The 25,880-nt window shown below is 39.5% G+C and carries 32 protein-coding genes and 2 pseudogenes; 26 read left to right on the top strand and 8 right to left on the bottom strand.

Annotation, left to right across the window (positions count from 1 at the left end; genetic code table 11):
- Position 1: 1 nt before the first annotated feature.
- A pseudogene (locus M1E96_RS21915) lies at positions 2-229 on the bottom strand (IS30 family transposase); the annotation flags it as partial.
- Positions 230-301: 72 nt separating this feature from the next.
- On the opposite strand from M1E96_RS21915, the gene istA reads away from it, so the two are divergent.
- Complete coding sequence (gene istA, locus M1E96_RS21910; protein WP_369427558.1) at positions 302-1,342, top strand: IS21 family transposase; 1,041 nt, start codon at positions 302-304, stop codon at positions 1,340-1,342.
- Positions 1,326-2,090 (top strand): IS21-like element helper ATPase IstB, encoded by a 765-nt coding sequence (gene istB / locus M1E96_RS21905; protein WP_024198699.1) that lies wholly within the window; start codon positions 1,326-1,328, stop codon positions 2,088-2,090. Before istA ends, istB begins: the two co-directional genes overlap by 17 nt.
- Here istB and M1E96_RS21900 read toward each other — a convergent pair.
- Positions 2,045-3,046: a DNA circularization N-terminal domain-containing protein gene (locus tag M1E96_RS21900; RefSeq protein WP_369427606.1), complete on the bottom strand. Its 1,002-nt coding sequence runs from the start codon at positions 3,044-3,046 to the stop codon at positions 2,045-2,047. The genes istB and M1E96_RS21900 overlap by 46 nt on opposite strands.
- 12 nt (positions 3,047-3,058) lie before the next feature.
- Here M1E96_RS21900 and M1E96_RS21895 point away from each other — a divergent pair, with 12 nt between their 5' ends.
- The 5 genes from M1E96_RS21895 (at position 3,059) to M1E96_RS21875 (ending at position 6,228) form a co-directional block, all read left to right on the top strand.
- Positions 3,059-3,322 carry a hypothetical protein gene (locus M1E96_RS21895; protein WP_369427557.1) on the top strand — a complete coding sequence of 88 codons (264 nt, stop codon included), beginning with the start codon at positions 3,059-3,061 and terminating at the stop codon, positions 3,320-3,322.
- 222 nt (positions 3,323-3,544) lie between these two features.
- Complete coding sequence (locus tag M1E96_RS21890; RefSeq protein ID WP_369427556.1) at positions 3,545-3,688, top strand: hypothetical protein; 144 nt, start codon at positions 3,545-3,547, stop codon at positions 3,686-3,688.
- Positions 3,689-3,791: 103 nt separating this feature from the next.
- Complete coding sequence (locus M1E96_RS21885) at positions 3,792-5,474, top strand: DUF4942 domain-containing protein (protein ID WP_369427555.1); 1,683 nt, start codon at positions 3,792-3,794, stop codon at positions 5,472-5,474.
- A 222-nt stretch (positions 5,475-5,696) separates the two neighbouring features.
- Positions 5,697-5,927 carry a ParD-like family protein gene (locus M1E96_RS21880; RefSeq protein WP_369114078.1) on the top strand — a complete coding sequence of 77 codons (231 nt, stop codon included), beginning with the start codon at positions 5,697-5,699 and terminating at the stop codon, positions 5,925-5,927.
- Entirely contained in the window at positions 5,902-6,228 is a 327-nt protein-coding gene (locus M1E96_RS21875) for a type II toxin-antitoxin system RelE/ParE family toxin (RefSeq protein WP_369427554.1), read from the top strand. The genes M1E96_RS21880 and M1E96_RS21875 overlap by 26 nt, the downstream gene beginning before the upstream one ends.
- On the opposite strand, the pseudogene M1E96_RS21870 reads toward M1E96_RS21875, so the two are convergent.
- Positions 6,218-6,319, bottom strand: a pseudogene (locus M1E96_RS21870) (DUF4113 domain-containing protein); the annotation flags it as partial. The gene M1E96_RS21875 and the pseudogene M1E96_RS21870 sit on opposite strands and share 11 nt — an antisense overlap.
- Positions 6,320-7,847: 1,528 nt before the next feature.
- Between M1E96_RS21870 and M1E96_RS21865 the strand changes: the two are divergent.
- The 6 genes from M1E96_RS21865 to M1E96_RS21840 all read left to right on the top strand — a co-directional run bounded on the left by M1E96_RS21865 (position 7,848) and on the right by M1E96_RS21840 (position 10,724).
- Positions 7,848-8,096, top strand: a complete 249-nt coding sequence (locus M1E96_RS21865) for a hypothetical protein (protein ID WP_369427553.1) — start codon at positions 7,848-7,850, stop codon at positions 8,094-8,096.
- 177 nt (positions 8,097-8,273) lie between these two features.
- Positions 8,274-8,705 (top strand): hypothetical protein, encoded by a 432-nt coding sequence (locus tag M1E96_RS21860; protein WP_369427552.1) that lies wholly within the window; start codon positions 8,274-8,276, stop codon positions 8,703-8,705.
- A gap of 158 nt (positions 8,706-8,863) precedes the next feature.
- Positions 8,864-9,184 (top strand): hypothetical protein, encoded by a 321-nt coding sequence (locus M1E96_RS21855; RefSeq protein WP_369097453.1) that lies wholly within the window; start codon positions 8,864-8,866, stop codon positions 9,182-9,184.
- A gap of 211 nt (positions 9,185-9,395) precedes the next feature.
- Entirely contained in the window at positions 9,396-9,707 is a 312-nt protein-coding gene (locus tag M1E96_RS21850) for a type II toxin-antitoxin system HigB family toxin (protein WP_349481137.1), read from the top strand.
- Positions 9,704-10,126 (top strand): helix-turn-helix domain-containing protein, encoded by a 423-nt coding sequence (locus tag M1E96_RS21845; protein WP_349481138.1) that lies wholly within the window; start codon positions 9,704-9,706, stop codon positions 10,124-10,126. Before M1E96_RS21850 ends, M1E96_RS21845 begins: the two co-directional genes overlap by 4 nt.
- A gap of 292 nt (positions 10,127-10,418) precedes the next feature.
- Positions 10,419-10,724: a hypothetical protein gene (locus M1E96_RS21840; protein WP_369427551.1), complete on the top strand. Its 306-nt coding sequence runs from the start codon at positions 10,419-10,421 to the stop codon at positions 10,722-10,724.
- A gap of 718 nt (positions 10,725-11,442) precedes the next feature.
- Here the strand turns inward: M1E96_RS21840 and M1E96_RS21835 are convergent.
- Positions 11,443-12,135: a hypothetical protein gene (locus tag M1E96_RS21835; RefSeq protein WP_349493697.1), complete on the bottom strand. Its 693-nt coding sequence runs from the start codon at positions 12,133-12,135 to the stop codon at positions 11,443-11,445.
- A gap of 319 nt (positions 12,136-12,454) precedes the next feature.
- Positions 12,455-12,982 (bottom strand): hypothetical protein, encoded by a 528-nt coding sequence (locus tag M1E96_RS21830; protein WP_369427550.1) that lies wholly within the window; start codon positions 12,980-12,982, stop codon positions 12,455-12,457.
- Between the two features lie 141 nt (positions 12,983-13,123).
- Here M1E96_RS21830 and M1E96_RS21825 point away from each other — a divergent pair, with 141 nt between their 5' ends.
- Positions 13,124-13,375 carry a hypothetical protein gene (locus M1E96_RS21825; RefSeq protein ID WP_369427549.1) on the top strand — a complete coding sequence of 84 codons (252 nt, stop codon included), beginning with the start codon at positions 13,124-13,126 and terminating at the stop codon, positions 13,373-13,375.
- A 178-nt stretch (positions 13,376-13,553) separates the two neighbouring features.
- Here the strand turns inward: M1E96_RS21825 and M1E96_RS21820 are convergent, their stop codons facing one another.
- The 3 genes from M1E96_RS21820 to M1E96_RS21810 form a co-directional block, all read right to left on the bottom strand.
- Positions 13,554-14,186 (bottom strand): hypothetical protein, encoded by a 633-nt coding sequence (locus M1E96_RS21820; protein ID WP_369097458.1) that lies wholly within the window; start codon positions 14,184-14,186, stop codon positions 13,554-13,556.
- Between the two features lie 95 nt (positions 14,187-14,281).
- Complete coding sequence (locus M1E96_RS21815; RefSeq protein WP_349481056.1) at positions 14,282-14,560, bottom strand: hypothetical protein; 279 nt, start codon at positions 14,558-14,560, stop codon at positions 14,282-14,284.
- Positions 14,561-14,612: 52 nt separating this feature from the next.
- Positions 14,613-16,253: a DEAD/DEAH box helicase gene (locus M1E96_RS21810; protein WP_369427548.1), complete on the bottom strand. Its 1,641-nt coding sequence runs from the start codon at positions 16,251-16,253 to the stop codon at positions 14,613-14,615.
- A gap of 86 nt (positions 16,254-16,339) precedes the next feature.
- Between M1E96_RS21810 and M1E96_RS21805 the strand changes: the two genes are divergently transcribed.
- From M1E96_RS21805 to M1E96_RS21750, 12 genes are all read left to right on the top strand, one after another.
- Positions 16,340-17,041, top strand: a complete 702-nt coding sequence (locus tag M1E96_RS21805) for a ParB/RepB/Spo0J family partition protein (RefSeq protein WP_272661362.1) — start codon at positions 16,340-16,342, stop codon at positions 17,039-17,041.
- Positions 17,041-17,715 carry a ParB/Srx family N-terminal domain-containing protein gene (locus M1E96_RS21800; RefSeq protein WP_369114059.1) on the top strand — a complete coding sequence of 225 codons (675 nt, stop codon included), beginning with the start codon at positions 17,041-17,043 and terminating at the stop codon, positions 17,713-17,715. The genes M1E96_RS21805 and M1E96_RS21800 overlap by 1 nt, the downstream gene beginning before the upstream one ends.
- Complete coding sequence (locus tag M1E96_RS21795; RefSeq protein ID WP_349481059.1) at positions 17,712-18,356, top strand: ABC transporter; 645 nt, start codon at positions 17,712-17,714, stop codon at positions 18,354-18,356. Before M1E96_RS21800 ends, M1E96_RS21795 begins: the two co-directional genes overlap by 4 nt.
- Positions 18,343-18,921 carry a hypothetical protein gene (locus M1E96_RS21790; protein ID WP_349481060.1) on the top strand — a complete coding sequence of 193 codons (579 nt, stop codon included), beginning with the start codon at positions 18,343-18,345 and terminating at the stop codon, positions 18,919-18,921. Before M1E96_RS21795 ends, M1E96_RS21790 begins: the two co-directional genes overlap by 14 nt.
- Complete coding sequence (locus tag M1E96_RS21785) at positions 18,911-19,807, top strand: hypothetical protein (protein WP_349481061.1); 897 nt, start codon at positions 18,911-18,913, stop codon at positions 19,805-19,807. The genes M1E96_RS21790 and M1E96_RS21785 overlap by 11 nt, the downstream gene beginning before the upstream one ends.
- Before the next feature lie 12 nt (positions 19,808-19,819).
- Complete coding sequence (locus tag M1E96_RS21780) at positions 19,820-20,083, top strand: hypothetical protein (protein ID WP_349481062.1); 264 nt, start codon at positions 19,820-19,822, stop codon at positions 20,081-20,083.
- Between the two features lie 216 nt (positions 20,084-20,299).
- Positions 20,300-20,887, top strand: coding sequence for a DNA-binding protein (locus M1E96_RS21775; RefSeq protein ID WP_349493691.1), 588 nt, complete (start codon positions 20,300-20,302; stop codon positions 20,885-20,887).
- Positions 20,874-22,133 carry a phage terminase large subunit gene (locus M1E96_RS21770; RefSeq protein ID WP_369427547.1) on the top strand — a complete coding sequence of 420 codons (1,260 nt, stop codon included), beginning with the start codon at positions 20,874-20,876 and terminating at the stop codon, positions 22,131-22,133. Before M1E96_RS21775 ends, M1E96_RS21770 begins: the two co-directional genes overlap by 14 nt.
- 37 nt (positions 22,134-22,170) lie before the next feature.
- Positions 22,171-23,736, top strand: coding sequence for a hypothetical protein (locus M1E96_RS21765; protein WP_369427546.1), 1,566 nt, complete (start codon positions 22,171-22,173; stop codon positions 23,734-23,736).
- A 22-nt stretch (positions 23,737-23,758) separates the two neighbouring features.
- Positions 23,759-24,616: a DUF6651 domain-containing protein gene (locus tag M1E96_RS21760; protein ID WP_136134599.1), complete on the top strand. Its 858-nt coding sequence runs from the start codon at positions 23,759-23,761 to the stop codon at positions 24,614-24,616.
- A gap of 73 nt (positions 24,617-24,689) precedes the next feature.
- Positions 24,690-25,574, top strand: coding sequence for a major capsid protein (locus M1E96_RS21755; RefSeq protein ID WP_369427605.1), 885 nt, complete (start codon positions 24,690-24,692; stop codon positions 25,572-25,574).
- Positions 25,575-25,639: 65 nt separating this feature from the next.
- Positions 25,640-25,864: a hypothetical protein gene (locus M1E96_RS21750; protein WP_349481067.1), complete on the top strand. Its 225-nt coding sequence runs from the start codon at positions 25,640-25,642 to the stop codon at positions 25,862-25,864.
- Positions 25,865-25,880: the final 16 nt, after the last annotated feature.

The following is a 25,880-nucleotide window of genomic DNA, read 5'->3' as shown; positions in this document are numbered from 1 at the left end:
GTTACTTGCGTGGCCTGCTGTTCAACGCTCCCTGATAGCGTTGTAAGTCTTCTTCTGTCACTGTCCGCAGGTCTGTTCCTTTCGGGATAAACTGTCTTAACAACCCATTCGTATTCTCGTTCAGCCCACGCTCATGCGAGGCATACGGATGGGCAAAGTACGTATCTGCGTTCAGTGCTTCTGCTATCGCCTTGTGCTCACTAAACTCTAGACCGTCACTGATCATGTAAAACTGATCCACTAACGATCATAGAAAACTGAGCCACTTGGTATTATCCGTACATTTTTGTACGGGGAATTTATGATTACCAAGGAGATATTTGTGGATATTCATGTTCGCTTTATACAAGGTCAAAGCATCCGAAAAATTGCCCGTGAACTGGGTATTTCTCGCAATACTGTTAAACACCATTTGCAGCAGCAACAGATGCCAACGTATACTCGACGTGCACCCAAACAGACCAAATTAGCGCCATTTGAGCCATATTTAATCCAACGTATCCAACTGGCTAAACCCGACTGGATCCCGGCAACTGTCTTGTTTTATGAACTCTGTCAAAGAGGCTATCAAGGCGGGATTGCGCAATTGCGTCGTTTCGTTTGCCAGTTTAAACCCATTATCGCGCCTGAACCTCTTGTGCGGTTTGAAACGCCTCCCGGCCAGCAGATGCAGATTGATTTCACCACTATTCGTCGAAGTAAACAGACGTTAAAAGCATTCGTGGCAACATTAAGCTATTCCCGCGCTTGTTGCGTTAAGTTCTTTGATAATGAACGAGCCAGCGCTTGGCAACAGGGTTTAAAAGAAGCGTTCGATTACTTTGGCGGCGTGCCTCAACAAGTTCTTTGTGATAACGCAAAAACCCTGATTGTCAAGCGAGATGCCTATGCAGAAGGTGAGCATAAACTGCATGTGGAAATGCTTCAGATGTCAAAAGATTATGGCTTTAAGTTGACCGCTTGCCAGCCTTATCGGGCCAAAACGAAAGGCAAAGTCGAGCGTTTTAACCATTACCTAAAAAATAGCTTTATCGTGCCACTTAAGGCGGAACTTCGGGCTCAGAACCTTGAGTTGGATGTTGAAATAGCGAACGCAAAAATTGGCCCATGGCTACAGCGCATTGCCCATCAACGGCGTCATGGCACTACGCAAGAGAAACCGGCTGATAGACTTGTTGACGAAGTCAAGTTTCTTCAACCTTTACCGGCAGTCGTTGAGCATGTCATCTCGACAGGGTCTTCCCTGAATATACCCGTCGTTCCACCACATGGATCCGTTAATTTACAACACCCAATCAAAGTCTATGATGCGCTGTTAGAGGAAAATTATGTTACTGCATGAACAAATTGAATACCTGTGCGCTTCATTAAAACTGAGCGCGGTTTCAACGCTTTGGCCATCATTGGCTGAGCAGTCTATTGCTCAGAACAAAAGCTACGGCGAATTTTTACTCGCATTATTGAACAATGAACAAAAACACCGCGATGAACGTACACGCAGTATGCTGAGTCAGATGGCGGGATTTCCAGCCCATAAGGCGCTGAGTGCATTTGATTTTAAATTTGCTACGGGTATTCCGAAACAGCAAATACAAGAATTAAGTGCGCTGACATTTATTGAACGGAATGAAAATGTTGTGTTGCTAGGGCCAAGTGGAGTGGGTAAAACACATCTTGCGATCGGTTTAGGGTTGAAAGCCGTTGAAGCCAAGAAAAAAACACGTTTTACGACAGCGGCAGACCTGATGTTACAGCTTTCAACGGCAAAACGCCAAAACAAACTGAAACACTATTTATCACGTTCAGTGATGGCACCGAAGTTATTGATTATCGATGAGATAGGTTACCTGCCATTTGGACGAGAAGAGGCCAATCTATTTTTCAATGTTATTGCCAAGCGTTATGAGTATGGTAGCGTCATACTCACGAGTAATTTATCGTTTGGACAATGGCCGAGCGCATTCGCAGATGATGCAACATTAACCGCAGCGATGTTAGATCGTTTACTCCACCATTCACATGTATTGCAATTGAGTGGTGAAAGCTATCGATTGAAAGATAAACGACGCTCAGGTGCCATACCTAAATGAAACAGTGGATCACTTTTGATTGATCGAATTTGAGTTAAAAGTGGATCAGTTTTCGTTGATCGTTGACACAATGTTTCAGCTACGGCCATCACTTGATACAGTACCACCAAATCCTGCACATCAGCAGGCTGCGCATTGCTTGGCATGGGGACGGTGGCCGCGCGTTCCTCTTGCACTAATGCAACAGGTAAACTGACCAATTCATCAACCACTGCAACGCTATCACTCCATGCCGATAATAACGTGGTCGCATTTACCCCTTGCTCCACGTTGATGGTTTGTGAAGCATTAGGAAGATAACCATTTTGTGGGGTATTTGAGGCCATAAACGGCGAGCTATAGCCTTTATAGCCATTGGATTGCTGAGTATTAATCACACCAGGGAATTTTAAATTAAGCAAATCACCTACGGCACTGGTGCGAACGTCTAAAACTGATTGCAAATCATTGATAAAAGCACGTGGATAACTGAGATAATTAACACCGTCACTGAATGCGCCATTAAAATCACCGCGCATGATAATTAACGTATTCATCATTCCTGAAAGTGCCGCTTTACCTTTTGCGAGATATCGAACACCTTTATTCACGGGAGCCATAACCTGTTCAAACAGGTCACTCATGCGCTCGGAGAGCTGATTGATTTTGTCAAAAATATCATCACCAAGCTGCTCAGGATGCGCTTGTGCGAGTTGTGTACCTGTGTTCGCTTCGAGGAAAACTAACTCTAGGCTACAGCTATCCACATTTTCAGCCTCATGACCGATGCTGTACTCAATACATTGAGCTTGCGGAATAGAGCCGTGGACAGGATGAATTAACTCGCCTTTGCCTGGCTCATCGAGCACCGCAATGAGGTTATCCATATCACGTTTATAATTGTCACCCCAAAATACGGCACTGATGCGAAAATTACGCGGTTTGCGCCCCAAATCCATGACATCACCGCCATCAATAAAGGGGTATTCATGGGTTGCAACCTCACGGGATATGCTGTCTTTGGTGGCGCTCTAATTACCGAGCCTGTCGATAGAATACTAAAAGAAAAACTCGATTATGAGCTAGGGGGAACGCTAACCGCCATTCTTGTACCTGCTTTATTTATCGATTTAGTGCATGAAAGCATGCAAGGCGTGACATCAGAAGAAGCATTGATGATTCACAATGAAGCCATGCGTCGCATCATGGACGCTCAGATGTGGGCTGTAAAAGCTATCACTTGGAAGGATTGAATATACCCTCAGATTGCTGCAAGAGAAAAAAATGCCTTAGTAACGAGAACTAAGGCAATTATGAGCTTCTAACTGTTCTTGTAATTAAATGAATCCTTCAAGGAAGAGTCACTTTCACTTGGAGTTAGCGAATAATATTTTATAAAGAATTATTAATCAATTGAGAGATTGTAACTAAATACGGAAAAGAGTATACAAATTTGATTTGTTATGGAGACATTCATGGCAGATAAAAAAGAAATAGCCACTATGCACATAAAGATATCAGTCGATAGCACTGATTTAGATGAAGACCTTTTGGCTCTTATTGCCGGAACTCACCTAAACAAAGATACAGGCATGTTTGACATCCAGTTAAACTTTTAAAGATTGAAATTAATACCTTCATTTCCTTATTGTTAGCCTTTTGTAATATGTAAAAATAACATCAATAAGAAATTGGTAATATTTACATAATGAGGTTAACAATATGTGTGCATTAGTCGCTTCTACCGCAGATTTACTATTTCAGCAAAATGATGTCGCTTTTCGTGAAGAAGTGAATCAAATTAGAGAGATCATTGCGGAGTATCAACAAGAAGAAACCGAACGCGAAATGCTTCATAAAATCTTATTTTCTGGTGACCGAATTTCTAAGATTAATCAGCTAATGGATGAATCTTCAAAGCCGGGTGAAAGAAAATCAGGTTTTTACCGACTTCCCTATCAAATCGATCTCGATTATGTTCGTTCCAATTTAAGAGCTAAATATTGGCAAAAGGTTGTCGATATGACGAACGTTCTGCAATTAATGCCAGCAAATCGCCGTGAGCAATGGCGTAGTCAGTTTATCGAGGGGAAAATGACGCTGGATAATCCGCTTGAGCATGGGAAACGTCGCGTTACAGGTGATTATGTTGGTGTACCTGAGTTTAATGAGAATACGGTAGTTCCAACGCTTTTAGGTTTGCTAAACGACAGAAACATGTATCTAAATGAGCGTGTATACAATGTATTTTGCGCTCTAAGCCCTAAGCATAAAACAAATAAAAGTTATGGTTTTTCTGAAAGATTGATTATTTCAGGTGTTGTCACCGAGTATTGGGCTAATAGTGTCTGGTTAAGTGACTATCGAGCCGACAGTATTGACGATTTACGCATGACATTGCGGTTCTTTGTGTATGGTAAATTTGGTCGGGTTCAAAGCCTTAAATCGGTATTAGATAAGATTTATAAAGATGGAAATTTAGGTAAGTGGGTATCAATTGACGGCAATGTTCTGCGAGTCAAGATGTTTAAAAACGGCAACATGCACATTGAGATACACCCTGATGTTGCTTGGAAATTGAATGAAGTGTTGGCGGCATCTTTACCTTACGCAATACCCACAGAGTTCAGAACTATACCTAAATCGCGCTCAGTTGCTAAAGATTTCGGGGAAATTATTCATATCTTAGATGAAGACCTTTTATCTCTTATTGCCGGAACTCACCTAAACAAAGATACAGGCATGTATAAATGTTTGGATAGTAATTGGTATCGCCACCCTACTTCGCATAAAGAATATAAGTCGCTCATGAAAAAACTAGGTGGAGAAATAAGTGCTGACGGTGAATTATGGTCGTTTAATTACGATTTTAATTGTGTAAGAGATTACATTGTTTCAAATCGAACAATGCCCGATCATAAGAGTTATCAGTTTTATCCCACACCTGAATCAATCCAATATTACGTAACAGATTTGATAGCGTTACAAGATGATGAAGCCTTGCTTGAACCGTCAGCAGGTCGTGGCGATTTAATAGCGCAGATTGACTCACCTGAACAAACAACCTGTATTGAGTTATCGCCGCTATATTGCAATATTCTGAAAGCTAAAGGCTATGAACCTATTCAAGCTGATTTTTTGAAATGGTCGAACGATAATCAAGAAATTAAGTTTGATAAAATCGCAATGAATCCACCATTTTCAGAAGGTCGAGCAAAAGCACATGTTCAGGCTGCAATCAGTCATTTAAAAGCAGGTGGTCGTTGTGTAGCTGTCGTACCGCGAAGTGAGCGTATGGATTGGGTGGATAAAAGCCAGTACAAGGTTGAGGACTGCGCTACGTTTAGCGGAGTGTTTGATGATACTGGTGTAACAGTTAAAGTCTTTACAATCGATAAAATGTAATGTATTGTTGCTTTATGCGACAAATAATCGCACTCTGCTTCGAGAGTTCATCGTTTGTAGGTTACTGAGCTTGATAAATTAGATGAGCGCTCTCGACCATCTAATGTTTAGTGCCGAACAATCCTTATTATATTGGTTATAAGCCAAGTTGGAATAAACCAATCAATTAAAATTACGTAGCGGTTTGATGTAAAAACCCAATTTAGCGCAGGTATATAATATATGGCGATTTCAGTGAGATTAGATGAAGACTTTGTGTCTGATGCTAAGGTTCATGCCCAAGCAAAAAGCAGATCTGTTCCTAAACAAATTGAACACTGGGCTAAAATTGGGCGCATAGCCGAAGATAACCCTGATCTGCCATATAGCTTTATCGAAGAACTGTTATTAGCTCAGGCAGAAGTCGAGAACAATAAGGTATCTCGATATGTCCGAACAACAAAACGAGATTGATGTTTATCAATCAGCTAGATTTGAAAAGGCAATGAAAAAGTTGCCTGAAAGTGATGTAAAAGTAGTTGAAGATGAAATTGATCGGATTATCGAAAATCCGTTAATCGGTGAGTTAAAGAAAGGCGATTTAGCCCATTTAAGAGTTCATAAATTCAGACTAAATGAGCTATTAGTTTTGTTGGGGTATTCTTGGGTGTCAGACAAACTTGAGTTGTATCTTCTTCATATCGGTTCTCATGAAAACTTCTATGATGCACAGAAGAAACAGAGAAAAGCTGATTTGAAGAGGATTAAATCCTGACGATAGGCAATTCTTTAATATTTGTAGTATAGGCTGGCGATAGCATTTCACGTTTCATTCGCTAGCCTATATCTACACCCTTTCCAGCAAACCTGAAGTGGCATAGTTAATTTGGCCACCTGACTAGAGGTGATATTCTTACCTCAATAACATCACAGGTGAGCACATGGTTATAATATATAATCAGATCAAGCATAAGAATTGACGTTTTCTATAAGTCCGAATTGACTATCAAAAAGAGCCTCAAAAATGGAGTTTTTATTATTAAAATCAATGTGTTATATGTCTTTAAGTATAAAGAAATCATGATCAACGTAAAGTCAACGAAAAACCCACTTTTGAATCCTAAAAAGTTGATCTATTCGCAAAGCAATTCTTACATAAATTCCCGTCAGTTTGATATTCAAATCAACCGAAACAACCAGAGAATAGAACAACCCAATTCCCCAAAAACAACCACCTAAATTATACAGGCAAACCAGCCCAATTTTATTAGGCAACCTAATTATTCAAGGCAATTCTAAAGAGAACAAATTCAATCAATTTCCTGACACGTAAACCATTCAGACAAGGAAGAAACAAACCAGCAATAACCTCAATACGCCAACCATTTCGATAAGATAAATAAGTAAATAAATTACGGTTATAAATAATGCAAGTAGAACAACAACGGCAATCAATAAACAAAGAGAAACCCTGACACGTCAATACTTCAACAGTAAGAGAAACAACCACCAACCAATCAATGCCAGTAGAACTACAGGAAGAAGAACAGTAAGAAACAACACAACCACACACAGCAATTAATAAACGTTATACAGAGCCATACAGTAAAGAATCACGGAATAAGAAACCAACCAAAACAGAACAGCAATAAGAGACAACCAGAAACATAAACCGCAGTGAATATCTGTAGAGATAAACGTATGCAATAAGCATAGAGATATACGGTAACAATCAGCAGTAATACAGAGAAGAAATAAGCGTGGATAAGAGAGAAGACAAGCGGTCAGTTATAAGGGGTGACAAAGTGAAACGGGCGCGCACTTTTACCGTCGAATTTGCCCACCTTGAACCTCAGCGCCCCTACGGTAATAAACGAGGTGATTTATGCCTACGATTGCCTACGGGAAACGGGTAGAAACCTGAATTGTGAAAAATTAGGGAAAGGCTAGAAATCGGTACAGGGAAAATCGGTGAAAGGCTCAGTTGCGGTATAGGTGTAATCAGGAACCGCGATTGTACTGCTAGGCAAAAGGAAGAAGTGGTTGCTTTGCATGAAACTCGCCCAGACAGCACAATCGCAGTGAATATTCTATAGCAACTTCAGCGGGGCGCAAAGCATTATTGCTAGGTAGTATTACACCCTACGGGGTATATCGGCTGGTGACGGTGAATTTATAATCTTCTGCCCTACGGCTGCCGACGGGAAGTTTTGCAGAATAATCTAAACGGTGTATCGAGGTGCGATTTTACTTACTCACTATGTTTTGAGATTCCAACCGCATAATATTCTAATATGCCTTGTTGATATTGTTTTCACCCTCATTCAATGCGTGAGAATAATCACATCAAGAAATAGAGATAAATAAATAAACAATATAAATAAGGGTCACAGAATGGATAAGTTAATTAACTGTCGCACGGCTCGTTTGTACCAAGCAGGGCATGAGATAGACGAAGCGGTTAAGCGAGGTGCTGATGCTGATTTATTTATGCAATATGACGAGAAATATAAAGGTGGTTCAATTCCGTTTCATGATCTGTATGGAACAGAACCTACTGTACCGTATAGCAGTGAATACCATACAGGTGGCAAATTAGGTGAACAGTTGAGACATATGGCAAGTAATAGCCGTGCTCATTAATAAACGATTTTAGATGCGCCTTGCATCAGGGGAAACAGAGTGGGCTTCGGCCCACTTTTTTATCCACCAGCAACCTACGGTAATAATATCAATAAGAAAACAATTCAAATAATCAAATGATAAAGGTAAGATATTGAAGCCAATCAGGGCAATGGATTATTGATAAGGAATATCTTAATGAACTTACCTAAAGAACTGGTTCAAGCTGACCTATATTATGCGTCAGGCAAAAATGAAACTGGCGACAAAATTGCCGAAATTACATTGCAAATCGTAAACGGTGAGAATCGTACCGAAATTTTCGCAACCACATTCCGCCGTATCACCGACAAATCACGCAAACAAACTTTTGAGTTAGGTGCTGTTCGTATCGAACAGGGTGCAGATGAATTTTCTATGGCGATTTACGATCATTTTCGAACAGGGGTTGATAGTCACTTTAAAAACCTAATGGCAGAAGTTACCGACTTCCTCGAAACAGGATTAGATACTTCAACGTGGATTGGAGCCTACGGCTTGCGTATTTACAGTGGCGTTTCTGCCGAAGGTGTTTTACCGGTCGTTGTTATGGATAAGTTAGAAGCGCCACTACCGCTAGCAACCGAGTAAAACCGATATAGCATCCCCGACGGGCGTAGTCTTTCACACTACGCCATTTTTATATCTGGCAACCGTTCTAATTCACTTCCTCGCCGTATTCACACTGGCACAATACATCCATCGAAACGAAAACAGATACAAAGCTAAAATAAATTAAGGACTCGATAATGGATGAATTAATTCCTACACAAACCAACAAATTGCCAGTTGAAGATGCGCGAGAAATAGAACCCGGTGAAACAATCCTTAACGTGGAAACTAAGCATTCTGTTTTTACGCTGGTGGAAGAAGAAGTGTACCGCAAAGATTCAAACGATTTGTTGGATAGTCGCATTGCTTTACAGCGTAAATCGTGGAATGGGCGAAAATTTGTTGTTGTCGTTGCCAAACATTTCTCAATAAGCGATCGCAATAAAGCAATCAACGAGTTTATAACACTTACTCAATGGGCGATTATGGAAGAAGCACAAGCCAAGTTAACGCAATAAATATTTCGGGTGTGGCAGTGAAGCGACACCCAATGATTTTGAAATGCTGTGAATGACAGGGATGTTCATTGGAATTTATTTTAGACATATTGTCTACTCCGAGCCTCTTAATTGAGGTTTTTTTGCCGTACTTCAACCGCATGGATAAATGGCTTGTTTACAATATGTAAACATGATACGTTATTCTCATCGTAAAATAGTGGTGGTGTTGATGCACATAATAACGAAACTGATATTTATCGAAGCTGCGGAAAAATATCCAAATCATAAAGTGTCAATACAAAGCGTATATAAAATTCTATCAACGAGTATTTTCAACAATCCTCAAGAAATGAGAGCTGTTTTTTCTAGCTTAGATAATTTCAAATACCGCAACAAATGGTGGGTTATAGACATTGCGGGTAATCATTTAAGGTTAATTGGGTATATCAATTTCATCAATCAACGCTTTTATGTAAAACATATCGTAACCCATAAAGAATATAACCAACTCACAAAGTTTTATAGAGAGAATAGCGAATGAACAATTCAACGATTAACGCGATTCAAGCTATGAATGTTATTGTCAAAGACATTCCCTTTCTCGGTGGGGATGATTCTGAAAGCGCCTACCTTAAAGCTATACGGTGTATGGAAGATTTGCTCGAAAACGATGATAGCAGCCCTCTGATTGATTTACTTAGTCTGAAAATTGAAGAATATGAGAAATCACTCCCTAGATTTGTAGAATTTCAAAATGAAGTAAATTCGATCCAAACTGGTGTGGCAGCCCTGCGCGTATTAATGGAGCAGAACGGCTTGAAGTATAATGACTTATCAAATGAAATAGGTTCAAAATCATTGGTTAGCCTTATTTTATCAGGGAAGCGTTCATTGACCGTAGAACACATGAAAGCCTTAGCAACCCGATTTAATGTCAAACCTGAAATATTTTTAGTTTAACTTGGCGGCTAACAACCGCCTTTTCTCCCCACCTAGTTACCGCAGGCATACCAACCTCTTTATTTCAGGCGTTCTCAATCTCTTTACCGTAAGCAAACAGTTCTACGTTATACCGCAGGGCTATAAAACCTAAACCTAGAATTGCCGCAGATTGCCTTCGGTGGCTGGTGGTTGGTTATATACCCCTCGTGATATTTACAAACCCTACAATAATCACTAACACCACCGATACAGCTAATTCATAATTACATCATTAAGAAATACAAGAAAATAACTAAATGGAGTAATTAATATGCGTAGCAGCATTAAGCAAAAAAGCAAGTTTACTAATTTATTTATAGATCACGAAGCCTTAGAACGTGATTTAGAGCTTGATAAAAAAATTGAATTGCAAAGAGAAGAAAACCGCCGTCATTTAAGATTGAAACTGCGGATAGCTGATAGAATGAGACAAGCGCGGGAAACCCACAAACATAGTTCTAAGTGTGAGCGATTAACCCACCATCTAAGTCTATTAGATAAAACGCCAGTCTATACGAACGGGAGTGAGTTATATTTACTTACCAAACAATTCAATAAAGAAGCATTTATCCTGTAGTTGTGTGTGTTGTGTGTGTTGTGTGTGTTAGTCGCGGTAAATCCGCCAAAGACTCTGTTACCGCAGAGTCTTTTTTTATTGCAACTCTAGCCGACGGCTGGATCCGGGGAACGAGCGAAAATCAGAAACGGCTGGATTCGGGAAACGGGCGAAAATCGGAAAAGGCGAGGTTCGGGGAAAAGATAATTCCTGATATGATTTATTTCCAGTGCAATCATTTTTAAAGTGAATAATAACGAAAATTACTATTACGATTGTAACTATCCCACACCGCTAATAGTCACCAATAAAATAGTTACAAAATAATACTATTTATTAGCTAACGTTTCTTTGAGTGCTTATTGTTGTGTTAAATTTAAATAACATCAATTAAAAATAGTCGGTATCATCCGGTAGCTCATAGAATCCATTCTAAGCGATTTTGCTATACGTTAATGCAATCCTAGATATTACTCAAATAAACATCTTAAAATCGCTCACGTTGGATATTTTGGCTATTTGTCGCAACTATCAAACGCTGACAAGCGTACAAGCGACTAAATTAATAAGCTAATGAGATTATACAATTGAACGTTTTAAACGCCTTAGAATGGATTAGGGCGCAAGAAAAATAAAGAAATGATATTAATTACTAAACAAGATATTTTTCTAAACTATAGATTCATATAAACAAAAAAAAACCGCTATTTCTAGCGGATTCTATCAGATTGAATATTATTTATTTTTCGCTTGTTTCATCTTTTGTAATTGCTAAATCTAACTCGCTTTGTGTCTCTTTATCCTTAGTGAAAACAGATTTTAAATATTTCACTAAATCAGAATCATGATTGATTTTATATTCACCATAACCCAAACTGATTTTGCCGCCGACATAAGTAACAATCCCTAAACGTTCACATAACTTGATCGCTTGATTTGTTTGTGTAAATCCTGAATCCGCTTTCTTATTTACCAACTCTTTATATTTAGTCATACAGTCGCGGTATTGGCGCATAGTAAACTTAGTTTTATTTTCTTCAATAAATTCTAAGATTGCTATTATGTTAGATGCGCTCATATCCGCTAAATCATAACTGCGAAATCCGTTCGCTACTGATTTTAAAATCATTCCAAATTTAGTAAGACTATATGAGTTTGTTGCAATCTCTTTTAATAAGTCATCAGTATCAGCTTTTGCATTCTTTACAACATAATACAGCGCGGATTGCGCTTTATTACTACCATTAACAAGATTAGCAAGATAATTAAAATATTTAACTTTCGTTTGCGCTGCTTTTAAATCTTTATCGTCTTGTGTAGATAAATGAGAAACGCCAGCCAATCGTTGATTAATATCATTCAATTGAGTGTTTAATAAAGATGCAACGTTATTAACAGAATTGGCGACAGATGATTTAGATAATTGAGCCATGATTAGATCCTTTTGATTAACGCCATAACTGGCAATGTGATTTTTATTTATCGTTAGCGTTGTTTGCTTTCGATGGTTGCTATAATACATCGACAAAAAACCGTTTCAATTGTTTTTTTGTGTTTTAAATAAATAAATAAAGGGATTCAAAAAAAACAAAAGTCTTAGAAAAAACAGCGCGTTAATGGTAGGTGCTCCCTCTAAAAATTGCCTTTTTCGGTGTTTTGACCTTATATATATCCATGGTTGCCATAAATTCAAATAATCATCATGATATATGAGCGAATGGGTTTTCTACAAACAGCCTTATTAGGGGGGGCTATTCGGAAAGAGAACCGTCTGGTTCAAGTGGAACAATACGTTTTACCGCATCGTACATAATTAATATAACTCTGTGATCGTCTGTTGTAAGTTGCAAAGAGTCGAAATCACGATAATTAGAAACACCTGTATAAGTGCATCCTGATTTTAAAAATACAGCAATTTTTTTACCAAGCGCATGTGATTTATTTAGAATCAGATTGAAAGTTAGTAAATGTATTGGCGATTGCTCTGCTAAAATCTCTTTTGCTAACGAGGATTCAACCTTATTGGTGATACGCTTGCTAATAATTTCAATAGTCGTTATTTCCGACAATCGCAAGCGTCTGTCTTCCATAATAATTAAATTTTTGCTGCCTGAAACTTTCACCACATTAGAAACAAACGATTCGTTATATTTGGTTGTAACCTTAATAGAATGTGTGTTTTTGTAATTAAGTAGCGCGTTAGTGAGACAAGCATATTTTCTTAATCCATGCCTTTTTGTGCCGTATGTAATGTCAACCTTTGGTAGTTCACTGTTCATAATTTAAACTCATTGCAAATACTTAATGTCTCTATGTTATCAGATGCTTTTCGGCTGAATACAAAAAATGACAGAAACAAATTGAAATCTATACTTACATAAATATACAATGTGGAAAATACTAATACTTGAGGTAATATGATGAAGTTTAAGACTGCGTTTGTTATGTTGGCGCTATTAGGTTTGGTTGGGTGTTCTACAAATAGATGGGATGCCTCAGCATCAAAAGAAGTACCGATGGAAAGAATGTCTTGGGAGTCGGATAGATATAAGAATGAAGGGAAAAGTGAAGTAGTTATAAAAAGATATGCGGGTTATGAGGGGATGGGGTGTTCTCAACAAATTTATTTTAATGGAATAAAATTGTCAGAACGAGACTGTAAAAGATTTTGAGAAAATGGCTGGTTTCACTGTTAAATCCGATCCTGATACATAATCTCGAACTGTGCCATCGCTGGCTTCTAGTTGCGTATGGGCATAGTCCACTTTTTGAAGCCTGATACTGGCATTCTGATATCTTTCTTCGATATTGTTAAGAATGCCATTTACACAGATATTTTTACACTCTCAACTACTTACCTAAAATAGTTTTAATAACTTTCATTCCTTTTTCTGTTAACAAAGACCTTACGTTATCGCCGTCTACTTCAAGAACAAAAAAACCATCCATTAATGCCGCTTTGGTAGCGTCACCGTTGCTTCTCTTTAACCAACCTATTTTTTCAAGCAAATTTTTGTAACCAACTGGTGTTAGATTTAATGCTTTTATTACCTGTAATCGACAATATGTAATATCTGATTTGTTTTGATCTGTTTCGAGTTGATTTATTTGTTTAATGACAGACTTGGAAATCGAATTTTCTTTTTCCAGATCTTGAACCAATTTCAGAACCGAATCACCAGTCACTTTTTGGGTACAAGCGGTATATTCAAAAAGAGAAAAGAAGCCTCTAGCTGTATCTCCGTTAATGTTTTCGCCCATATCACGGATTATTTTATGCAAAAGGTTAGCGCCTATCGCATGAGGATAATTACGAAGTAGATCGATAAATTCAGCCCCACAATGATAGCCTAAGCTAAAATCATTATGATTTGAGATATTCCAAAAAACGAATTTTCTATAATCGTTAGATGGTTTAACAAAAGATAATGATTTTAATGCGCTATCAAACGTTACTACATCATTAATTAATTTCTTAGTCATACTACAAACTCTGTTGTGTGTTGTTGGTGTTGCGAATAGTAGTACGACAAAGACGGGGAAAAACAATTAATGGTCGGGTATTTTTGTCTAAATGTTTATTCATTTGGTTGGTTTTTCATTAATTCGTCGAGCATTTCTTTAGTTATTCGACCTTCATTAAACATTTCGAGCAATTGATTTTTAATGCTGTTAGTTTCAATAATACTTTTTACCATACGGTCAAACTCAGGGTATGTGATGTTTTCCAAAATAGCGTTTAGTATCAGCTCTATGCTTGGTTTTGTTCCCTCACTCCGCAATCGCTTTTTGAGTTGTTCTAACTTTTTTTGCGCTTTTGGAGTTGCTTTGAATTGAACAACTTTGCGGTTAGTCATAAATTACCTTGTATTAAAAACATTGAAAAAAATAATGGATAAAATTATTGTATCAATTAAGTAAATGGAAAGGAAATTCGCCCCCTTCTTCCAACATGCCTTGAGCGAATCCCTCTGTCTCTCTGATGATATTTCTTCTCTCAAAAGAGTGCTGTAGTAGGTGGTTGTTTGAGTAGTCTAAGAAATCGACTACAAAGCAGATATTCGCTTGGTCTGATTTTCTACGCAAACCACGCCCTACGCGCTGTCTAAGTTCAACTTCCGCTTTACCTCCGCCAGCTAAAATAACACCACCAACACCGGGAACATCAACGCCTACATCAAGGATTGTCGAACCTATCAATATGTCGATTTCTTTATTTCGTAGCTTATTTAATTGCGCCATACGCTCTTTTTGGGAGCTTTCACCAAAGATAAACTCAGTTCTAATACCGACACTTTCGAGCATTTCTTTTAATATCTGTCCGTGACGCTTTAATCTTACAAGCACCATTACTGACAATTTATGCCCTACCATTTTTTTTGCATAATGAACAATAAGGCTGTTTCTTGCTAAGTTATAAGTGATACCTAACGATGCGGCTCTTGTGTAAGGTGAAGTACGAGAAAGGCGACTGTTGCCAACTTTTTCTTTTAAATCGTTTTTAATATTTAGTTCGTCGGGGCGATAATCAGTCCGCAAATAGAGGAAATAGGGTTTTGCAAGAATACCTTTATCAATGAGATATTTTTCAGATACTTTAATGCCAATAGAGCCGGTTACTGCAAGCAGTCTCATATTAGCTTCGGCTGAGTCTTTCATAAATGGTGTTGCGGTTAGACCCAAACGATAATCAGCTTTATCACACATGCGACAGATATCGTAAAACGAGTTGCCTGACGATTCGTGAGCTTCTTCTAAAATAAGCAATACTGTTTCTTTCAATAATGCTTTAATGGCTGCTTGGCGGCGGTAATGAAATTCTCGTTTCTTTTCCCACTCTTTACGTTGTTCTTCTTTGCTTGGTAGTGGTTTTTTTAGCGTTTTACCCCTTGGCGGCAATTTCTCTACAAATTTCGGATATTCATCAAGAAAACTGGCAAGTGTTTGAATTGTCGCAACGTTGATATATCGTGAGAAATGAAACATTCCATCACCAATAATCCCCACCTTTTCATCTTTTAGGTGTGGTTCTCCATGTTCAGCTCGATAATCAATAGATTGCTGAAAATTGTCACGCATTTGGTGCATTAACACAGATCGAGTTGTGATAAATAGTGTTAAACGATTAATTCTAGCCGCCGCTTTACATGCAATGACTGATTTACCACCACCTGTTGCGATTTGAGCTATCATACCGCCCAAACTTACCATTTTCTCTACTGTTGCGTCTTGATAGCCATAATCGGGGTTAATTGGGAAGCCATTAACAACCGGATTTGGTTTCCCCAACGGCTCTAGCATTGGTTTTCTTTGCAGTAAAACACGGTGTCCTGCGTTTTCGAGTTTCTTTTTAACTGACTGCACAAAGCCTGATGAAAAACTTCGAGAAGACCAGTTGAACATCGTTGATTTTCCGTTCCATCCCGAAGACTTAAATTGCGCTCCGTCTATTTCATAACTCAACGCATCTTGAATACAGCGCAACACCGATTCATCTGCATTTTTGCTTACCAATGCGTTAGTTGCGTTGTATGCGATAACGATATCCATAAAATTAGCCTTATATTTATGTTCTATAATCATTATACTACGTAAACGAATACGTAATACTTATGGAAAAGTATGAAAAAAACATCATGGAAAGTAAAATTATATTTTTAGAGGTAGAGACGGGGAAGCTAATTCCTAACGGCTGGAATACGAATAGCGTACCTGTTCTTAACATGGATAAGCTGAAAGAGTCGGTCACTCAATTAGGCATGTTTAAGCCTGTTGTTGTTCGTGAAAAAGGCGAAATGTACGAAATTCTTGGCGGCGAACATCGTTGGAGAGCTGCTGTAGAATTAGGTTTACCGACGATTGCAATTGCAAATCTTGGCGTTATTGATGATATCAAAGCCAAGCAAATTTCAGTTATTGATAATGAGCGATACGGTGAAGATGATGCCGATCAATTCATGACCTTGTTAGAAGAAATCCAATCCGCAACCAGTTATGACTTTTCTGATTTAGCCCCGATCGACGATTTACTTAAAGACGTTATGCCTACGCTATCGTCCGAAGCGGCTTTTCGTGAATTAGAGGCACTAAGTTCTGAAATGGGAATGGGTACTGGTATGGACGAATCTGGCTCTGAATCTCTACGTGAAAGAGCTGAACGTGCCGAAGTTGCTTCTCACCAAACCATGCGATTCAAGGTCACTACCGATGGGGCTGAGTTAATCGAATCTCTAATTGCCGCCGTTATTCGAGACGAAGGCATAAAAACAGGTAACAAAATGGAAGACGCTGGCGAGGCGTTGATTGTTATTGCTGAAAAGTACAAGGAAGTACGCTAATGGAAAAAAAATTTAAAATCGTCTATCTCGATCCGAAAACGCTTATTCCCTATGAGAAGAACGCAAAAATTCACAATGAAAAACAAATTAACGACTTAGCCGAAGCGATTAAAAAGCGCGGTTTTGACCAGCCTATCACCGTTGATAAAAACATGGTGATTATTACAGGTCATGGGCGTACTCAGGCATCTATTGTGGCGGGTCTTTCGGTTGTACCGGTTATTATTCGCGACGATCTTGGTGAAAAAGAAGTTGCGGCTAAACGTCTTGAAGACAACCGTCTCTCTAGTACCGATTACGATGCACTGCGATTACAGGCTGAATTGAAAGACTTAATTGATGGTGACATTGCAGTTTACGGTTTTGATGAACGTGAGCTAAATGTGTTGGTCGGTGATATGACTGGTGACATGGCGACGGCTGATTTAGTCAGTGATTTAAGTCTTGAAACCGAACGTCAAAAAGATGAACACGACACAATCACAAAAGAAGTAGCAAAAGAAGATGTTCGCCTTGTTGATGTAATGGGCTTTAAATCCATCCCTGCGAGAGCAGCAATTCAAGTGGGTGATTTGCTTGCTCACATGGAAGAAACCACGGGAAAAGAGGGTTTAGATGCGTTTTTGGCATACGCGGATAAAGTTTCAAAAGAAATGTACGGAGAGCAGGAATGAGCCAATACCTAATCAATGTATCTTTTGATACTCGTGTAACAAAAACCACTCGAACATTGGAAGTTGCTGAATCTTTCGGCTTAGGTATGGACGATAAGCAATTCACGTTATACGACAACTTAGCTGTAGAGATTGAGCAAAACGATATTGTGTATATCAAAGGTCAATCAGGCTCAGGTAAATCAGTGATCTTACGCGAACTACAACGTTTGATGTCTGAAAACGGACTTAGTGTTGCCTCTATTGACAACATTGAGTTTGATAATGATAAAAACGTTATCGACCAAGTAGGTAAAACAACCGTAGAGGCATTGTCGTTACTCTCTATGGCAGGGTTAAACGATGCTTATCTCTTTATCCGAAAACCGTCGGAAATGTCAGACGGACAACGCTATCGCCTGAAAATTGCCAAGTTGATTGAATCAGGGGCGCAAGTGTGGGTTGCTGATGAATTTGGAGCCGTGTTAGATCGCGTCACTGCTCAAGCTGTTGCCTCAAACTTCCAACGAGCCGCTAGACAAGTAGGTGCGACGGTCATGGTTGCTACTACTCATGAAGACTTAATCAATGCACTGCGCCCTAGCGTCATTATCACGAAACACTACAAAGAACGAGTGAGGGTTGATTATGACAAAGCGTAGAAACGAATTCGACGTTTACCCTATCTTCACTGGCGAAAACTGGAAACGTCAATGTGTGTCTTATGAAAAGTGGTTGGAGTGGTGTGGTGAGTTTGACGCTTACGGCTTTCGTGTTGCGCCTTATCCAGTCAACGCGGTCGTAGTTGTGGGTGACGAGCGATATCTTGAAACCATCAAAGCCATGTATGGCATTAACTATATTAACTCAGGCGCTGAAAATAGTGGTGGATTTGTAACATATTTCGGGTTAGTGGAGACGCATTCATCTTTGTTAACTGTGATGCTTCAAGAAGATACCGACGATGAAATTATTTGGCATGAATCATTGCATGTTGCTCTTATGACTTGTGAGTTTGTCGGCATTTCGCCAAGAGAGCAAGAGGCGGTTACATATTTGCAAGGGTATATCGCTGAAAACCTGAAAATGGCATTTGCAAAGCATCATGCTCGAAGAAAAGCGAAAACATTGAAGCCGATTGCAAACATGTATCAAGGCGATTTAAGAAAACTGAAAGAAGTTAATGCGTTAGGTGGAGCAATTCGGAGGCGTGTAAATGGACGTTAATATTGAACGCCGTGATTTTGCAAGCTACCCAAAGCACCTTGATTTTCTTAAAGATATGGTTGTTTCAAAAGGGTCAATTGATGATTGGCACGAACTAAAATCGTTGCATTACAAGACAGATGGGAAGCCGTTTGCGCCTTGTTATTACAAATGTACGATTGGCGATCGTCTTGTCGGTGTGGTCGTTATGGCATACCCGAAATTATTACTTGCGCCGCGACACAGAATGTTTCCTAAGTTAAAGCCGACAACGAATACAACGGTAGCAAACCAGTATTGGGGCAAATACGTTAATGCAAATTTTGCGGTTGTCAGTCGTTGCGTTGTCGATACCTTGTATCGCGGTTTAGGCGTAAGTTACCGTCTTATTAACATTGCATCGAGAATGCACGATAAGCCGATCATCGAAATCCAATCCTCAATGAGCAAATATAACCCGTTTGCCATGAAAGCTGGATTCGAGTTTATTCGACCAGAGCGACCTAAGACCTACGAAAGTGCTTTGCGCGTTTATCAACGTCATTTCCGGTCGGATGCCGGAGACACAGAGGCGATTGTAAAAGAGCTGTTTGCCATGACCGAAACACGCAGACGACGTGCCTTGTCTGATTTGGTGGCTAACTACCATAAGAACTCGTCATTGGCTAAAGCAGGTAGAAATCGCGGCACAACGATTCAGGATATTTTAGACACTTTAACAACGGAAGAAGCGATAGTGAAATTGCTCAAGGAAATTCATAATTTGAGTTTCACTACGCCGTTGTATGGTGCGTATCGGAATCCAGACTTCGGGAGAGCGCTTTTAGACGAAATCCCACTTCTGGCATTCGATAATCAAGAAGTACGCTCAAAATTGGATATAGAGCGATTAAAATCGATTAACTAAAAGGATTTAGATATGACTTTCACAGAAAAACAAAAAATGATTATCCGTGTAATTTGGATCGGACACGAAAGAGGCAATCCGGTAGACATGGATGAATTGTTAGAAATGCTGCCTTACAAAACGACTAAACAATCAATGCAGTTTTCAATCCGCGCATTAATCAACAAAGGAATTGTTGTTAAAAGTGGTTTAAGAACTCGAAAAGACGATTTTTATCACCGCATTTCTTATGAGCTAACAGACTTAGGAACCGCTGTAGCTAAGATGTATCGATAATTAACCGCGCTCTCAATAATATATATTAGTAATTTAATAGATTTTGATGATTAAATTGTTAAGTAAACAAGTTAAATTGGATAATCAAAAAGATTAGGTGTTTACAATGTTTTTATGATTTTTTGCATTAAGAATCTATAAATATATTATGGGAGCACGGCATTTTATAAACACTGCGGAAAAAGGAATTTTCGAGTGACAGCAAAAGAAGAAAAGGTGCGATTAACTTCCGCACAATGGGCTGAGGCGGAGGCGGCTTGGTCGTCAGGTGAGTTTTCGCTTTCGCAGCTTGAAGAAAAGTTTGGTGTAAGACGTGAAACGCTATCTCGGCATTTTAAAAAACGGAAAATAGAAAAAGGAACGGATTCAGTAGGGAAGCTGGTTCGTGAGTCTATCAAATCAGACGCGGAAATTAGAGCTAAAGAACGTGCTGCGCTTATTGAAGAACGGCGCGGTAAATACGATCGCTTTGCTTTTAACATTGCCGCTTTATTGATGCGCGAGGTGACAGAGGCATCTAAAGAATCTGCTGGTGGCGGGGGTGCGTCTGAAATCGCTTTTGCAAAACGCGAAGATAACATCAAATCGTTGCAAAGAGCGTCGATAACGTTAAGCAAATGTTTTGAAGTATCAAGTAAAGCTCTCAACATGGATAGAGTTGAAGCGGAAGACGACGACCTACCTTCTCTTATGTTTGGTGAATTGACACAATCGCAAGTCGCTGAATTAAGAAAGAATGACGAACCTGCGGACTTATCGGAAGAACTCGAATTAGACGACGAGGGCGAAGATGAGTCGGACTAATAAAGGTTTACAACTCGTACAGTTACATGGCGGTCAAATGGAGGTGTTTAAATCACCTCACCGATTCAAAGTCGTCTGTGCGGGTCGTCGTTGGGGAAAGTCGCGTTTATCAATCTCAAAATTGATGAAAGCAGCTATAAAAGCTCCAAAACAACGTGTTTGGTATATTGCACCAACCTATCAAATGGCACGGCAAATTCTTTGGGATGATTTGCAAGAGCTAGTACCGCGAAAGTGGATCAGAAAGAAAAATGACACCACCATGACCATTGTTTTAAAAAATGGGAGTGAGTTAGCATTAAAAGGGGCTGATAAGCCTGATACGTTGCGTGGTGTTGCGCTGAATTTTGTCGTTTTAGACGAATTTCAGGATATGAAGCCTGATACATGGTACAAAGTTATCCGTCCTACGCTTTCATCAACGAAAGGTGAGGCGTTAATCATTGGAACACCGAAAGGGTATTCGGCATTTCATAAACTTTGGACTATCGGACAAAGCAAGGCAATGCAGAAAAAAGGTCATTGGAAAAGTTGGCAGTTTGTTACTGCCGATTCTCCTTTTGTACCTGAATCTGAAATTGAAGCAGCTCGCGAAGATATGGACCCGAAATCTTTTGCACAAGAGTACCTTGCCTCGTTCGAAAATATGTCAGGTCGTGTTTATTATCCATTTGAGCGTAAAACGCATGTTAAAGCCTGTGAGTTCAATCCAAAATTACCGATTTGGATAGGTCAAGACTTCAACATTGATCCTATGTCGTCGGTTATTCTACAACCTCAACCTAATGGAGAGTTGTGGGCGATAGATGAAATAGTGTTATTTTCATCGAATACCTCAGAGGTTTGTGATGAAATTGAAAGACGATTTTGGCGTTGGAAAAATCAGGTAGTCATTTTCCCCGATCCTGCTGGTAGTTATCGTCAACACGCTCGCGGTGAATCAGATATTGATATTTTCAAAGAGAAAGGCTTTACTCGTATCGACTTTCCTAAGAAGCATCCACCGATAGCAGACAGGGTAAACTCAACAAACAGGATGTTAATGAGTGCGGCGGGAACGGTGAGATTATATGTAGATCCAAAATGTAAACATCTTATCGAGTCTTTTGAGAAAGTGATTTATAAACCCGGTTCAAGAGACATTGATAAAGCGGCAAGTGTTGAGCATAGTACCGATGCGATTGGTTATCCAATACATAGACGCTTCCCTGTTAAAGAAAGAAAAATTTTGGGTGGTTCTCGTTAAAATTAGTACGTATCTAAATACCTATTAAAAGGAATTAATGGAAATGGCAAATACATTACCAAATGATAAACAACTCAAGGAATTGGTCGGTAGACGACACCCTGAGTATGAAAACAAAATCGCGCATTGGGATTTTTTAGAAGCCACTTATTCAGGTGGTCGTAGTTGGTTTAAAAATAATATCTTTCGTTACTTCAAAGAGGGAGATAAAGAGTACAAGGAACGTCTTGAGCGCGCTTATCGCTTTAACCATACTCGTGAAGTTATCAACCTGATCAATAAATATATTTTTAAAGAAAATATACATCGAGAAAAGGAAGATGCCCCCGATGTTGTTAAACGCTTTTGGGAACACGCTACACGCGACAAACACAGTATTGATGAACTCATGTCGTCAATTGATATTCAAACCTCTGTATTTGGGCGGGTGTGGATTGTTGTCGATTCAACAATGAAAAATACCGATGTTACCTCTGTTGCCGAAGCTAAACGCATTGATGCTAGAGCTTACGCATACTGGCTACCGCCTCAACAAGTGCTAGATTTTGCCTACGATGAAGACGGCAACTTAATCTGGCTTTTAACACATGAAATTGGTCGTGACGACCTTGATCCGTTTTCATCTTCTGGTGCGCTGATTAACCGATACCGTTTGTGGACTCAAAATGAATGGTATTTGTTTAAAGAAGTGAAGAAAAAAGGGAAAGGAAAAGAGAGCGAAATTAAAATTGAAGATTCGGGCGAACACGGGTTAGGTGTTGTACCTGCTTTTCCAGTTGACTGTATGGGTAATGCGGAATCCCGATATTTTAGCCCGTCTCTGATTGATGATATTGCTTATCTCGACAGAGCAGTAGCCAATTATTTATCAAACCTTGATGCGATTATTCAAGATCAGACTTTTAGCCAGTTAGCTATCCCCGTTCAGTCAATGATGCCTGGTGATGACGATCATAAAAAAGTGTTGGAATTTGGTACAAAACGTGTGTTTACCTACGATGCAGAAGGCGGCTCACAACCGTTTTACATGTCACCTGATCCGAAACAAGCCTCAATGATTATTCAAACGGTTCAAACCGTTATAAACGAAATTTATCATTCAGTAGGCGTTGCGGGTGAAAGAACAAAACAGGATAACGCCAAAGGTATTGATAATAGTTCAGGCGCAGCAAAAGCGTATGACTTCCAGCGAGTAAACAGTTTGCTGATTACAAAAGCAGAACGATTACAACGTGCCGAGCGTCAAATGCTCTCACTGGCGGCTAAATGGATGGGTGATACAACTAACCAAGAAGAAATAGGTAAATTAGTTGCATACCCTGAAAGTTTTGATATCCGAGGTTTGATGGATGAATTTAGCGTAGCTAAAGAATTAAAAGACATTGAAGCACCTGAATCTGTTCGTCGTCACCAGATGGAAATTTTGATTGAAAAAATCTTCCCTAACGTTTCTAAAACGATGAAAGAGGAATTTGAAAAGGATTTAAAAGCATTTCCGCCTAAAAAACCTGAATTAGAACTTGAAAGTAAGTATTCAAATACCTATGATAGGGCAAATCGAGGGCGAGAGAATGACCCGAAATCAACTCAAGAGACAGAGTGATTAAAATACAAGGAAAGTATCAATGAATTTATGGTTTAAACTGATGGCTCGTCGCGGCGTATTAATGGAAGTTGCTGACGATGGTACTCAAGGTGGTTCTGGCGGTGCTCCTGCACCAGAAAAAGATCCTGATGCTGATAAAGACGGCTACGCAAGTCTTTCACAAGAAGAATTGATTGCTCGTTTAAAAGCTCAGGACGAAGAAAAAGCCAACCTCATTAAAGAAACGATGAAGCGTAAAGGTGACAATAAAACGTTATCAGAAAAGCTAGCCGCCTTTGGTGATGCAACGCCTGAGCAAATAAAAGAGCTTTTGGAAGCTAAGAAAACTGCGGAAGAAGCTGAACAACGCCGTCAACAAGAAGAACAAGAGAAACGTGGTGAGTTTGATGCCGTCAAAAAACAGATGGTTGAAGCACACAAAGCTGAACTTCAAGAACGTGATAATCTGATCGCTACCTTGCAAAGTGAAAAGCAAACATTAGGTTCTCAAATTCTTGAATTAACCGTGGGTTCTGCGTTTAGCGGTTCTAACTTCTTACGTGAAGAAACCTTAATTACTCCATCCAAAGCTCGCGTAATTTTTGGTTCTCATTTTGAAGTAAATGAAGACGGTCAAATCGTGGGTTACGACAAACCGACTGGAGCAAAAGATCGTTCAGTATTGGTTGGTGGTGACGGTTCACCTCTTGGTTTTGAACAAGCGATTGAACGCATTTTAAAAGCCGATCCAGAAGCAGATGCCTTGCTGCGTAGCAAAGCAAAACCGGGTACGGGTTCTGGTACGGACAAAGGCACAGGTGGTACACCGCAATCAAAAGAATTGAGTGCAGGTGATAAAATTGCCGCTGGTTTAGCCAAATTACGTGAAAAAAAGTAGGTACATAAATACCTAACAAAAGGGAGGCAGGAAGCCTCCCATTAATTCTATGTGCATATAAAGGGAATTTAACATGCCATTACTGCGTGAAGAAGCTGAAAAGCTATCGAACAACACTTTAGAGCAAGGTGTTATCGAAACAATCATTGACCGTGAAGATTTATTTGCGGTACTCCCGTTCATGAAAGTGGACTCAAAAGCCTATCTGTACAACCGTGAATCTGAACTTAGCGAAGCGGCATTCATTGATGTGAATGATATCGTTCCAGAGGGTGCAGCGAAATTCACCGAACATGTTGCTAAACTGCGTATTTTAGCAGGCGACGTGGATGTTGATAAATTCCTTGCTACCACCATGGCGGATACAAATAGTCAATTGGCTATTCAAATTCGCGCTAAAGTTAAAGGTCTGGCTCGTGCGTTCCGTCGTAGCCTAATTTTAGGTAATGCCGAAGAAAACGCTAAGTCATTCGATGGTATTCCTCGTCTGATCCACAAAGACCAAAAAATCGTAGCGGATTCAGCTATGACTTTCTCTATGCTGGATGAATTAGTTGATGCAGTTAAAGATTTAGGTGCAGACGCTATTATGATGCGTTCTGAACATATTCGTGCTTATCGTGCATTGCTGCGTACCGTGAATGTCGGTCCACAAGAAATCATGATCGAAAACTTTGGTCGTCCAATGCTAACGCATAACGGCGTACCGTTTATCGTAAATGATTTCATTCCAGTAGTCGGTGACGCTAAGGCGAAAAAAGCCGATATCTACTGCCTACACATGAGCGAAGAAAACGGATTAACGGGTCTGTATGGCGGTGATACAGCAGGTATCGTTGTTGAAGATATCGGTACAGTTCAAAACAAAGATTCAACACGTACTCGTGTTAAATGGTATTGCTCACTCGCAAATAAACACGACAAAGCGATCTCCGCATTAACTGGCGTTGCACTGTAATTTCAGTGCAAATTCGATAAGGGGTGAGGCGTAAGCCCACCCTTTTTTTATATAGAGGTACATGTATGAGTCAGAAAAAAGTCAGTATTACTGAAAGCTCAATGCGTGGGTATAACGGTCATTTGTTTATGACTGAATTTAAAAACGGAACAACCGTCGCGCCAGTCAGTGAACGAACACAATCCAAAATACTTGCCTGTGTACGTTCTAATGTAGTTGAAGACAAGCCGCCAGTAAAAAAGCCTGAACCACCAGCAAAAGAGCCTGACGCTCCAAAAGAATCTATTTAATTAAAACAAGTAGTGT

Source organism: Providencia sp. PROV236 (assembly GCF_033676985.1).
Taxonomy (GTDB): Bacteria; Pseudomonadota; Gammaproteobacteria; order Enterobacterales; family Enterobacteriaceae; genus Providencia; species Providencia manganoxydans.
Note: the sequence above shows the minus strand (reverse complement) of the source record. Positions and strands in the feature narration are given on the sequence as shown.

Coding starts and splice junctions, on each gene's coding strand:
- istA (WP_369427558.1), top strand. CDS start 302: ATGATTACCAAGGAGATATTTGTGGATATTCATGTTCGCTTTATACAA.
- M1E96_RS21895 (WP_369427557.1), top strand. CDS start 3,059: ATGGGTTGCAACCTCACGGGATATGCTGTCTTTGGTGGCGCTCTAATT.
- M1E96_RS21890 (WP_369427556.1), top strand. CDS start 3,545: ATGGCAGATAAAAAAGAAATAGCCACTATGCACATAAAGATATCAGTC.
- M1E96_RS21885 (WP_369427555.1), top strand. CDS start 3,792: ATGTGTGCATTAGTCGCTTCTACCGCAGATTTACTATTTCAGCAAAAT.
- M1E96_RS21880 (WP_369114078.1), top strand. CDS start 5,697: ATGGCGATTTCAGTGAGATTAGATGAAGACTTTGTGTCTGATGCTAAG.
- M1E96_RS21875 (WP_369427554.1), top strand. CDS start 5,902: ATGTCCGAACAACAAAACGAGATTGATGTTTATCAATCAGCTAGATTT.
- M1E96_RS21865 (WP_369427553.1), top strand. CDS start 7,848: ATGGATAAGTTAATTAACTGTCGCACGGCTCGTTTGTACCAAGCAGGG.
- M1E96_RS21860 (WP_369427552.1), top strand. CDS start 8,274: ATGAACTTACCTAAAGAACTGGTTCAAGCTGACCTATATTATGCGTCA.
- M1E96_RS21855 (WP_369097453.1), top strand. CDS start 8,864: ATGGATGAATTAATTCCTACACAAACCAACAAATTGCCAGTTGAAGAT.
- M1E96_RS21850 (WP_349481137.1), top strand. CDS start 9,396: ATGCACATAATAACGAAACTGATATTTATCGAAGCTGCGGAAAAATAT.
- M1E96_RS21845 (WP_349481138.1), top strand. CDS start 9,704: ATGAACAATTCAACGATTAACGCGATTCAAGCTATGAATGTTATTGTC.
- M1E96_RS21840 (WP_369427551.1), top strand. CDS start 10,419: ATGCGTAGCAGCATTAAGCAAAAAAGCAAGTTTACTAATTTATTTATA.
- M1E96_RS21835 (WP_349493697.1), bottom strand. CDS start 12,135: ATGGCTCAATTATCTAAATCATCTGTCGCCAATTCTGTTAATAACGTT.
- M1E96_RS21830 (WP_369427550.1), bottom strand. CDS start 12,982: ATGAACAGTGAACTACCAAAGGTTGACATTACATACGGCACAAAAAGG.
- M1E96_RS21825 (WP_369427549.1), top strand. CDS start 13,124: ATGAAGTTTAAGACTGCGTTTGTTATGTTGGCGCTATTAGGTTTGGTT.
- M1E96_RS21820 (WP_369097458.1), bottom strand. CDS start 14,186: ATGACTAAGAAATTAATTAATGATGTAGTAACGTTTGATAGCGCATTA.
- M1E96_RS21815 (WP_349481056.1), bottom strand. CDS start 14,560: ATGACTAACCGCAAAGTTGTTCAATTCAAAGCAACTCCAAAAGCGCAA.
- M1E96_RS21810 (WP_369427548.1), bottom strand. CDS start 16,253: ATGGATATCGTTATCGCATACAACGCAACTAACGCATTGGTAAGCAAA.
- M1E96_RS21805 (WP_272661362.1), top strand. CDS start 16,340: ATGGAAAGTAAAATTATATTTTTAGAGGTAGAGACGGGGAAGCTAATT.
- M1E96_RS21800 (WP_369114059.1), top strand. CDS start 17,041: ATGGAAAAAAAATTTAAAATCGTCTATCTCGATCCGAAAACGCTTATT.
- M1E96_RS21795 (WP_349481059.1), top strand. CDS start 17,712: ATGAGCCAATACCTAATCAATGTATCTTTTGATACTCGTGTAACAAAA.
- M1E96_RS21790 (WP_349481060.1), top strand. CDS start 18,343: ATGACAAAGCGTAGAAACGAATTCGACGTTTACCCTATCTTCACTGGC.
- M1E96_RS21785 (WP_349481061.1), top strand. CDS start 18,911: ATGGACGTTAATATTGAACGCCGTGATTTTGCAAGCTACCCAAAGCAC.
- M1E96_RS21780 (WP_349481062.1), top strand. CDS start 19,820: ATGACTTTCACAGAAAAACAAAAAATGATTATCCGTGTAATTTGGATC.
- M1E96_RS21770 (WP_369427547.1), top strand. CDS start 20,874: ATGAGTCGGACTAATAAAGGTTTACAACTCGTACAGTTACATGGCGGT.
- M1E96_RS21765 (WP_369427546.1), top strand. CDS start 22,171: ATGGAAATGGCAAATACATTACCAAATGATAAACAACTCAAGGAATTG.
- M1E96_RS21760 (WP_136134599.1), top strand. CDS start 23,759: ATGAATTTATGGTTTAAACTGATGGCTCGTCGCGGCGTATTAATGGAA.
- M1E96_RS21755 (WP_369427605.1), top strand. CDS start 24,690: ATGCCATTACTGCGTGAAGAAGCTGAAAAGCTATCGAACAACACTTTA.
- M1E96_RS21750 (WP_349481067.1), top strand. CDS start 25,640: ATGAGTCAGAAAAAAGTCAGTATTACTGAAAGCTCAATGCGTGGGTAT.